At 65.9% G+C, this 9,481-nt stretch carries 6 protein-coding genes and 2 pseudogenes; 3 read left to right on the top strand and 5 right to left on the bottom strand.

Going from position 1 to position 9,481, the window contains the following annotated elements:
• A pseudogene (locus WAN71_RS27820) lies at positions 1-1,373 on the bottom strand (type VII secretion protein EccC); the annotation flags it as partial.
• Positions 1,370-2,890 carry a type VII secretion protein EccB gene (gene eccB / locus WAN71_RS27815; protein WP_422228409.1) on the bottom strand — a complete coding sequence of 507 codons (1,521 nt, stop codon included), beginning with the start codon at positions 2,888-2,890 and terminating at the stop codon, positions 1,370-1,372. The pseudogene WAN71_RS27820 and the gene eccB, both read right to left, overlap by 4 nt.
• 301 nt (positions 2,891-3,191) lie before the next feature.
• Here eccB and malQ point away from each other — a divergent pair, with 301 nt between their 5' ends.
• From malQ to WAN71_RS27800, 3 genes are read left to right on the top strand one after another with little or no spacing between them, the layout of a single operon-like run.
• On the top strand, positions 3,192-5,351 hold the full coding sequence (malQ, locus tag WAN71_RS27810) for a 4-alpha-glucanotransferase (RefSeq protein WP_422228408.1): 2,160 nt from the start codon (positions 3,192-3,194) through the stop codon (positions 5,349-5,351).
• Positions 5,352-5,373: 22 nt separating this feature from the next.
• Positions 5,374-6,255 carry an LLM class F420-dependent oxidoreductase gene (locus WAN71_RS27805; protein ID WP_422228410.1) on the top strand — a complete coding sequence of 294 codons (882 nt, stop codon included), beginning with the start codon at positions 5,374-5,376 and terminating at the stop codon, positions 6,253-6,255.
• A complete protein-coding gene (locus tag WAN71_RS27800) occupies positions 6,252-6,725 on the top strand; it encodes a nuclear transport factor 2 family protein (RefSeq protein ID WP_422228407.1) in 474 nt (157 codons plus the stop codon). The genes WAN71_RS27805 and WAN71_RS27800 overlap by 4 nt, the downstream gene beginning before the upstream one ends.
• A gap of 117 nt (positions 6,726-6,842) precedes the next feature.
• Here the strand turns inward: WAN71_RS27800 and WAN71_RS27795 are convergent, their stop codons facing one another.
• The 3 genes and pseudogenes from WAN71_RS27795 to WAN71_RS27785 form a co-directional block, all read right to left on the bottom strand.
• Positions 6,843-8,042: a glycosyltransferase gene (locus WAN71_RS27795; RefSeq protein ID WP_422228406.1), complete on the bottom strand. Its 1,200-nt coding sequence runs from the start codon at positions 8,040-8,042 to the stop codon at positions 6,843-6,845.
• Entirely contained in the window at positions 8,039-9,241 is a 1,203-nt protein-coding gene (locus tag WAN71_RS27790) for a glycosyltransferase (RefSeq protein WP_422228405.1), read from the bottom strand. The genes WAN71_RS27795 and WAN71_RS27790 overlap by 4 nt, the downstream gene beginning before the upstream one ends.
• 102 nt (positions 9,242-9,343) lie before the next feature.
• Positions 9,344-9,481, bottom strand: a pseudogene (locus WAN71_RS27785) (NAD(P)/FAD-dependent oxidoreductase); the annotation flags it as partial.

Genomic DNA, 9,481 nt, shown 5'->3' with positions numbered 1-9,481 from the left:
CGCCGGTTGCCCCACAACGACTCGAAGTCGATCTCGGCTGGATCTTCAATCCCGTAGTAGGACAGGATGTCTCGGGCGCCGATCTGAGCTACCCGCTGGCCGATCTCCTCGTAGGCCTCAGCCAGTCGCCAGTGCGCCATGCGCTGCGAGAACTGCTCGGCCTCCGGCTCGGCCACATAGTCGGCCAGAGCGAAGAACCACCTGTTGTCGTCGATCACCATCCAGGTGTCGCGGTCACGGGGCAGCGCCTCGATCACCCCGACGTCGTTGGTGAACTTCAGCACCCGCTCCGGGTTACCGGTCCACAGCGCAGAGCCGGTCAAGTCAAAGAACGTGACGCCGTCAACGCCGTCGACGCTGATGACGTATTCCCATTGCGGGTCGTCGACATCGGCGATGATCACGTGGTGCGGTGTCGGTGTCTCCGCCGACGAGCTTGCGTGCCGCGGAGTGAAAGACCCACGGCCGGCGAACAATTCGGCCTGGTCGGCGGCGAACTCACGCACCGACCCGTACACCATCCGCGCATTGCCGGCTGCGTCGCGACGGCGCGGATCACCGAAGTGCGGCAACCACTTGACCCAGTCCCATTTCGCGAGATCGGAAGTGACAACGATCATCTGGATGTGGTCCGGCCCGTGTGAGTAGGCCAGCTGGCAGATGATCGCGCGCATCAGCCCCATCACCTGGTCGCGATTGCCGTCCAGCGCATACCAGGGCTCAACAAGCAGCGACACCATCTTGGGCAGGTTGTAAACCACGCTCTGGTAGCGGCCAAACTCCTGCAGTGCCTTACCGGTCACCGGCTCCAGCTCGATATCGGTCGGCATGTTCTGCGGCTCGCCCCAGGTCACCTCCGGCCGGGTCATGCCCACACCGATCCTGGCGACTCCGAAGTTGAGGTCCTTGCCGTCCGGCTTGCGTTCCCACATCCGGGACGATCCGACCGCTGCCGCCAACGTCGTCGGCTCCGGGTGGAACCAGCGGTAGTTGGCGTCCATGCTGTCGGCGGACTCGTTCGCGGTCTCGCGCAGCATGTCGAGCATCAGCATGAACTGGGCGCGCATCGCGTCCAGCTTGGGCCGGCTCATCTGCTGCTGGCCGCCGAAGCGACCGCCGAACATCATCATCGCGACGCCGCCGATCATAAAGATCGGGAAGATCGACCCGGCGCCCAGGAACATCCGCGAGCCGTTGGCGACCGTCATGCCGACCATGCCAACCAGCAGGCCGACCACCAGGACGCCGACCACAATCAGCCACCACGGCTTGCCTTCGGGCGGCGGCACACTCAGCGGCGTCGGTAGGACAATGTTCTCCGGCCTAACCGCTGGTGCGCGCTCGGGCGTGGGGCGTGCAAAACCTTGTTTCACTTCGGTACCGCCAATTCTGCTGGGCTCATATCGGTCGGAAGGGTGTCATGGCGCACCAGCGCATCGGCGCGCGAGAGGGCTGGGCCCGGTGCCAGTAGCCGCAGCGCCACCCAGGGCGCTGGGCTCGGCTGCGTTGTCAATCCGAGCGCCGAGCGAGCATCACGTGAGTTGTCCACGCCGAAACGGACGCCGGAACTCGAGAGCCACCATAGTGATTCTGATGTCTCCGACCCCGGGTCGTTCCCGGTGACGGATACGAAGTTCGCGTAGGTGGGTCCGAAAAAGACTCGATCGGCTTCGCGGCCGGAGTTGTCGGCCTTCACCAGCGATACCACTTTTTGGGTGTCGCTGGCCTTCACCGGGATCGTCGGCCCGGAGATCACCTGGGTACGGGCGCGCTCTTCACCGGCGGTTTTCTCCCACCACCAGCAGGTCGCCGGGTTGTCACGGATATCCTGCACGTTCAGCGGCCCGTCCGGATAGGCCGACAAATCCAGCCCGTTGACCACCGGCATCTTCGCCAATGACGCCGGCGCCACCACCACCGGCGCATTGCCGGCCGGGGTACCTGCGTTCTGCAGGATCTGGGCGACGACCGCCGTCACGGTTTGCACACCGTCGGCCAGCACCACCGAATACTGTTGCGGCCCACTGATTTGCGGTGTCACAATCACGGTTCCCACCGGTCCCGGTGCGTTGGCGAAGCCGGCCGGCTTACCTGCGTCTGGCACCTTCGGCACCGCCAGCGCGGGGCCTACCGGCAGGGAGTCGAACAGTGCCCGGCTCATCGGCCGCGCCTGGTTGACGTTCTCCGGGGTCAAACCCAGCGGCAACAGCACCGCCCGGTTCGACGCATCGATGCGTGACCGGCGTCCCTGCCGGATCACCCAGGTGTCCTTGTCGTAGCGCAGCACCACCGCGTCCGACCCGCTCAACACGTGTCGGTGATTCGACAGGTCGGGCGTTCCGTCGATCACGGTGACGGTCACCGGTGACGGCGCTCCCACGCCCGCCATCGACGTTACCGAGTCGCACACCAGCCACGACGACGACGCGGGGCTGGTCGGGGAAAACTCCGACGGCGCGCCGGGGATACCCACCAGCGGTCCGTGCGGCTGCTCGGCGATCTGACTCGACCGCACTTTGTGCGGGTTATCCGGCCGCCCAGCGATCAGCCGGGCCGATGCCAGATTCAGCGCCGGGTACAACTTGTCGCCGACCTTCACATAGAGTGAGCCGGAATCGCGGTCGGCGATGATCGGCGACTCGTTCATCTGCCCTGACGGGTTGATGAAGGACCACAGCAGCGCGCCCAGGCAAATCACCGCCGCGGCGGACACCGACGCCACCACGGCCAGCGTTTGACGCCGACCCGGCTCGATCTCCATCCGGACCCGCCAGCGGGTCAACGCCATGGCGGTACGGCGCGCCAAGAATTGGTAACCGGTTACCTGCGTCCGGGTGGAAAGTCCCAGGCCATAGCCAGAACTTCCCTTGCCGCCGTTCGAATCAGCCACGGTTGATCACGCTCCAAGCAGACGGAAGGGCTGGAGACTGCATAGTCCCACGATTCACAGGGATAACCGTAGGGCACCCTAGGCCAGCTCGCCACGCGAGCGGATGGGCATCGGGCGTGTTAACGGCCGTGCCGGGAGTGGTCTGCGCCACAGTGCTGTCACCTGCCATCAGTAGTGGGGGAATCGATGAAAACTTCACTGCGCATCGTACGGCGATTAGCAAACTCGGGTCCCCGAAAAAATTGCCGTGAGGTGAACACTCGGGTCGCATTTTGGTCATCTGATTAAGCAAGATGGCGGCATGGCTCAGCTGGCGCCCTCGTTGGTCGAACTCGCCCGGCGGTTTGGAATCGCCACAGACTATGAGGACTGGAGCGGTCGCCGGATCAGTGTCCCGGAAAGCACCCTGGTGGCCGTCCTCGCCGCGCTCGGCGTGGCCGCCGGCACCGAGCTGCAGCGCGGCGCGGCGCTGACCGCACATAATCGCGCGTACTGGTCGCGTTCATTGCCGCCCACCATCCTTGGACGTGCCGGTACCCAGACTTCGTTCTGGGTACATGTGACCCATGGTCATCCCGCCGAAGTGTGGGTGCAGCTCGAGGACGGGACGGTCCGCGCCGGGATTCGCCAGGTCGACAATTTCGCCGCGCCGTTTGACCTCGACGGGCGCTCGGTCGGTGAGGCCAGCTTCGTGCTGCCCGGCGATCTGCCACTCGGTTATCACCGGGTGCATCTGCGTTCCGGGGCGCAGCAGGCCAGTGCGGCGCTGATCGTGACACCGGGCTGGCTGGGACTGCCGGAGCGGCTGGGCGGTCGTCGGGCCTGGGGGCTGGCCACCCAGCTATATAGTGTCCGGTCCCGACAGTCCTGGGGTGTCGGTGACCTTACCGACCTGACCGACCTTGCGGTCTGGTCGGCTTCCGCGCACGGCGCCGGTTATGTGCTGGTCAACCCGCTACACGCGGCCGCGCCAACCAAGCCGATGGAGCCGTCGCCGTACCTGCCGACGTCGCGGCGCTTCGTCAACCCGCTTTACCTGCGCGTCGAGGCCATCCCGGAATTCGCCTACCTTCGTAAACGTCGCCGGGTGTGGCGATTACGCGACGACGTGCAGCGCCACGCAAAATCGGTCGACGCCATCGACCGCGACACGGCATGGACAGCCAAGCGGGCGGCTTTGGACCTGGTTTATCGGGTCCCGCGCACCGCGGGTCGCGAACTGGCGTATGCCGCTTTCTGCGCCCGGGAAGGTACAGCCCTCGACGACTTCGCCACCTGGTGTGCGCTGGCCGAGGAATACGGCGGCGACTGGCATCAGTGGCCCGGATCGCTGCAGCATCCCGGCGCCGACGGTGTCGCCGAGTTCGTCGCCGAGCGTGCCAAGGCGGTGGATTTCCACCGCTGGTTGCAATGGCAGCTCGACGAACAACTCGCCGCCGCGCAAACGCAAGCGGTGGCGGCCGGGATGTCGCTGGGCGTCATGCACGACCTCGCCGTCGGCGTGCACCCCAACGGGGCCGACTCCTGGGCGTTACAGGACGTCTTGGCGCTCGGGGTCACCGCGGGTGCGCCGCCGGATGAGTTCAACCAGTTAGGCCAGGACTGGTCGCAGCCGCCGTGGCGCCCGGATCGGCTCGAGGAGCAGGAGTATCAGCCGTTGCGCGCGCTGATCCGCACCGTGCTGCGGCACGCCGGCGGGGTGCGCATCGACCACATCATCGGGCTGTTCCGGCTGTGGTGGATTCCCCAAGGCGTAACGCCCACTCAAGGCACGTATGTGCGTTACGACCACGAGGCGATGATCGGCATCGTCGCGCTGGAGGCATACCGCGCCGCGGCGCTGGTAGTGGGCGAAGATCTCGGCACTGTCGAACCGTGGGTCCGTGATTATCTGCGCGACCGCGGTGTGCTCGGCACGTCGATACTGTGGTTCGAGCTAAACCGCGACGGCGGCGCCACCAGTCGCGGCCCGCTGCCGGCCGAGCGCTGGCGAGAGTACTGCCTGTCGTCGGTGACCACCCACGACCTGCCACCGACCGCCGGTTATCTGGCCGACGAACATGTGCGCCTGCGGGATTCGCTTGGCTTGTTGACGCGACCCGTCGACGAGGAGCTCGCCGCCGCGAAAACCGAGCGGGCGGCCTGGATCGCCGAGCTGCGCCACGTCGGCCTGCTGGCCAAGCACGCCGACGTCGAGCACACCATTTTGGCCCTGTACCAGTACTTGGGCCGAACGCCGTCGCGGCTGCTGGGCGTCGCCTTGACCGACGCGGTCGGAGATCGGCGGACTCAGAACCAGCCGGGCACGACCGACGAGTATCCCAATTGGCGGGTTCCGCTGAGCGGCCCCGACGGTCAGCCGGTGCTGCTCGAGGACGTGTTCACCAACCCCAGGGCGATCGCCCTGGCCGAAGCGATGCGCGCTGAGACAGCCGTCAGCACCACCCAAACCACCTGTTAGCTTTGCCTCTGCCATGAGCGTCTTGAAGTTCGGCGTCGTCGCCCCGGTCGCCGCCGGGGTCACCGCAGACCCGCGGTGGATGGTGGCCTTCGCGCGCCATCTCGAGGCGTGCGGGTTCGAATCGATCATCGCCGTCGAGCACACCGTGTTGGCCACTCGATACGACAGCGTCTACCCGTATGACCGCTCGGGGCGGGTCGAGTTGGCGGCCGACTGCCCGGTCCCCGACCCGCTCGACCTGCTGTCGTTTTTGGCCGGCCATACCGACCGACTCGGGTTGGCCACCGGAGTTCTGGTGCTGCCCAACCATCATCCGGTGGTGCTGGCCAAACGAGCGGCGACCGTCGATGTGCTGTCCGGCGGAAGGCTTCGGCTGTGCGTCGGCGTCGGCTGGCTGCGGGAAGAGATCGAAGCATGCGGCACCGAATTCGAAAGTCGTGGGCGGCGCGCCGACGAGCAGTTAGCGGTGTTACGGGCACTTTGGGATGACCGGCAACAGGGCGTCACCCATCATGGCGAGTTCTTTCAGTTCGAGAACGTGGTCTGCAGTCCTAAACCCGTTGCCGGACAGCATCTTCCGATACACATCGGTGGCCACAGCAAAGCAGCTGCTCGACGGGCCGGACGCTTCGGTGACGGCTTCCAGCCCTTAGGTGTGACCGGCGCGCAGTTGGACGGCCTGTTGACGCTGATGCATGACGTGGCAGCGGCTGCCGGGCGCGATCCGGCCGACATCGAAGTCTCGTTGGGACATTCGGTAACAAAGATTGACGCCGAACGCGCCGAGAGGCTCGCCGCGCAGGGTGCCGACCGGCTAGTGTTGGCCCTGCCCCCGATCACCGACCTCGAGCAGGCCAAGGACGAATTATGGGCCTGCGCGCAACGTCTTTCGCTGACGCCGTGATACTCGACGCAACCGACCGGGCCGCTCTCGTCGACCTGGTGCACCGGTACGCCGCCGGCGTCGACGAGCGGCAATTTGACCGTGTCACAGAACTTTTCACCGAGACGGCCGAGCTGTTGGTGCCCGACCCGCCGGACGACCTAACCGCAGTCCATCGACACCGCGGTCATGCCGCGGTCGGCGCCGCGATCGCCGCCGTCGCCGCGACTATCCGCACCGAGCACGCGATCGTCGGCGAGGTCTACGACGCCGGTCCGCACCTCGACAATGCCCGCGGGCGCATCGCCTGCGTCGCGCATCACTGGACCCAACACGGGGATCAGCTGACCGATGTGGTGTGGCATCTGCGCTACGACGACGAGTATCTGCGGACCGATGCCGGATGGCGGTTCGCCCGCCGCACGTTGACGATCAACGCCATCGAAACCCGGCCGATGCGCCAAGTGCGGTTCGACGGGCTATCGGGGTGAGTCGTCGGTCAGGCTTCGCGTCTCCGACCGGCGGTGTGTTCGAGGTGAGCGCTTGCCTTTCACATCCGGCCACGGCATGCGGTCCACTACCGGGCGCAAATCGAACCATCCGAGGGTTCAGCCTTCGCGAGCCTGGCGCGCGGCGTCTTCTAGGAGATCGGCGGTGCGAGCGAGGCTTTCGGCAGGTTTGGTCATCTGGGTGGCGACCTCATGGGCTCGACTGGCATATTGCGGGGTGAGGATTAAGCGGAGGTCAGCGACCAGCGATTCCCCGGTAGACTCTGAAAAGCGCCGCGCAAGACCGACTTTCAGCTGTTCGACACCGGCCGCCCAGAGCGGCTGATCGAGCCCGTTCCAGAGGATAAGAGTGGGGATCCCGGCGCGCAGGCCTGCGGCCGTGGTGCCGGCGCCCCCATGATGGACGACCGCGCGGCAGGCCGGAAAGACGGCCGCTTGGCCGACGACATCCACAACCTTGACGTGCTCGGCATTCGGGACGTGGGTGAAATCATTCGGCCCCGAGCAGATCAACGCCCGCTCGCCTAACAGCGCGCAGGCCGCGCTGATCGCGGCGACCGTGTCAGCGGGGTATGCGATCGGCATGCTGCCAAAGCCGAAGTAGATCGGCGGCGGTCCCGCCGCAATCCACGACAAGACCTCCTCGTCGGCGGCCGTCGGCAACTCCAGCGTCAGCGCCCCGACGAAGGGCCGTCGGCCATCTGATTCCACCCATTCAGCTGCCGGGCCGGGTAAGCAGAACTCGTCGTAAGCCTGGATCTCCAGCGATTCGTGTTCCACCATCGATCGTGTCGAGGGCCCAGTTGCCTCCGGTAAACCTAGTGCCCGGCGTTGGGCATGTTCAGCCTGCTTCGCCGCGCTCCCACGCTGCGACCCGAGCTCTAAAATCTGCGACGGGAAGGAGTGCAGCGCAGCCAGCGGAATGCCGTAATACTCAGCGACATTGGCGGCCAGCCCCTGCTCGGTTATGCCTGCCAATAGCAGGTCGGCCCCATCTGTCAACGATATCAACGTCGCGGTCTTCTCCGCTGCGACCTGGCCAACATATTCGATAGCTTCGTGGATCGCGCTCAGTGGATTCTGGATCATGCGGACGAAACCCTCGTCGCGCAGCTGCGCTTGCCAGTCCCGGCCGTAGGGAACCGCAGTTAGCCCCGCGGACTCGATGAAGTCAACCAGCTCAGGCGGGACAGTAACGGCCAGCCGCACGTCGTGACCTCGGCGCAGCAGCTCCCGACCGACGGCGATGCAGGGCTCCACATCGCCGCGACTTCCATAGCCTGCCACCACAAATTTCATCGGTGGAGCCTGACCATGCGCCCGCGCCGGGCGGTGTCTTCTAGGAGATTGCTTGCCCTGGCCAGACTTTCGGCAGCTTTAGTCATCTGGGTGGCGACCGCACGGGCTTGAGCGACGTATCGCGGGGCGAGGACGCAGCGTAGGTCGGCGACCAGTGTTTCCGCGGTGGTTTCCGAAAAGCGCCGTCCAAAGCCGACTTCCAGTCCTTGGACGCCGGCTGCCCAGAGCGGCTGATCGAGCCAGAGCCAAAGGATCAGGGTGGGGATCCCGGCCCGCAGCCCGGCCGCCGTGGTGCCGGCGCCGCCGTGGTGGACGACCGCGCGGCAGGCCGGAAAGATAGCCGCGTGGTTGATCGCGGGCACAACCTTGACGTGGTCGAAATGCTCGACGTGGGTAAAGTCATTGGGCCCCGAGCAGATCAACACCCGCTCGCCTAACTGCGCGCAGGCCGTGCTGATGATGGCGCCGATGTCAGCGGAAGGTGTGATCGGCGTACTGCCCAGACCGAAGTAGATCGGCGGCGTTCCCGCGGCGATCCACGACAACACCTCCTCGTCGGCATCGGTCGGTAGCTCCAACGTGAGCGCCCCGACGAAGGGCTGTCGCTCGTCTTCTTGGGTCCACTGGGTGGCCACCTCGGGCAGGCAGAGCTTGTCGTAGGCCTGGATGTCCAGCGATCGCGCCGACGGTTCGGTTGCCTCCGGCAAGCCCAGCGCGCGGCGTTGCGCGTCTTCCGCGACCTTCGTCATTCGCGAAAACAGCCAGTTCGATGACCACATCCGCTCGGGGAAGGGGTGCAGCGCAGCCACCGGAACGCCGTGGTACTCCGCGACATTGGCGGCCAGCCCCTGCTCGTTGAAGCCCGCCAATACCAGGTCGGCCCCCTCTGCCAGCGCCGCCAGCGTCGCACCCTTTTCCGCCTTGACCTGAGTGACGTGTTCGATGACTTCGGGCACGACGCTGAGCGGGTTGCGCATCTTCGGCATCATGTTGCGGACCAAATCCGAGGCCGGGTTCATTTCCTCGCGCGAGTCCGGCCCGTAGGCGACCCCAGCAAGCCCCGCCGATTCGATGAAGCCCAGCATGTTCGGTGGGACCGCCATGCGCACGTCGTGCCCCAGGCGCAGCAACTCTCGACTGACGGCGACGCAGGGCTCAACATCGCCGCGGCCACCGTAGCCTGCCACCACAAACTTCATCGACGGAACCTAACTCGCGTTGATGCCCACGTCCAAGCCGGAACGGTACCGCTCGACTGCCGCCGGTGCGCGCAAGGTCCACTATTCCCGACCATCCGCTCCTCACTCCGTCTTCGGTAGCGGAATGCCTTCGCTGGTTGAGAATTCGGCGTCGCCTTGTGTCGAGAGTCCCAACGACACCAGGGTCCGTGCGGCGAAAACGTCGGTCAGGTAGGCCATCGCAACCGCCCAGCGGTTGAC

It is taken from the genome of Mycobacterium sp. (assembly GCF_049280035.1).
GTDB lineage: Bacteria > Actinomycetota > Actinomycetes > Mycobacteriales > Mycobacteriaceae > Mycobacterium.
The sequence above is the reverse complement of the archived record's forward strand: the minus strand, read 5'-3'. Positions and strand labels throughout refer to the sequence as shown.

Bases quoted from the DNA above. Each gene is read 5' to 3' on its own strand.
- malQ (WP_422228408.1), top strand. From the start codon at position 3,192: ATGGCTCAGCTGGCGCCCTCGTTGGTCGAACTCGCCCGGCGGTTTGGA.
- WAN71_RS27795 (WP_422228406.1), bottom strand. From the start codon at position 8,042: ATGAAATTTGTGGTGGCAGGCTATGGAAGTCGCGGCGATGTGGAGCCC.
- WAN71_RS27790 (WP_422228405.1), bottom strand. From the start codon at position 9,241: ATGAAGTTTGTGGTGGCAGGCTACGGTGGCCGCGGCGATGTTGAGCCC.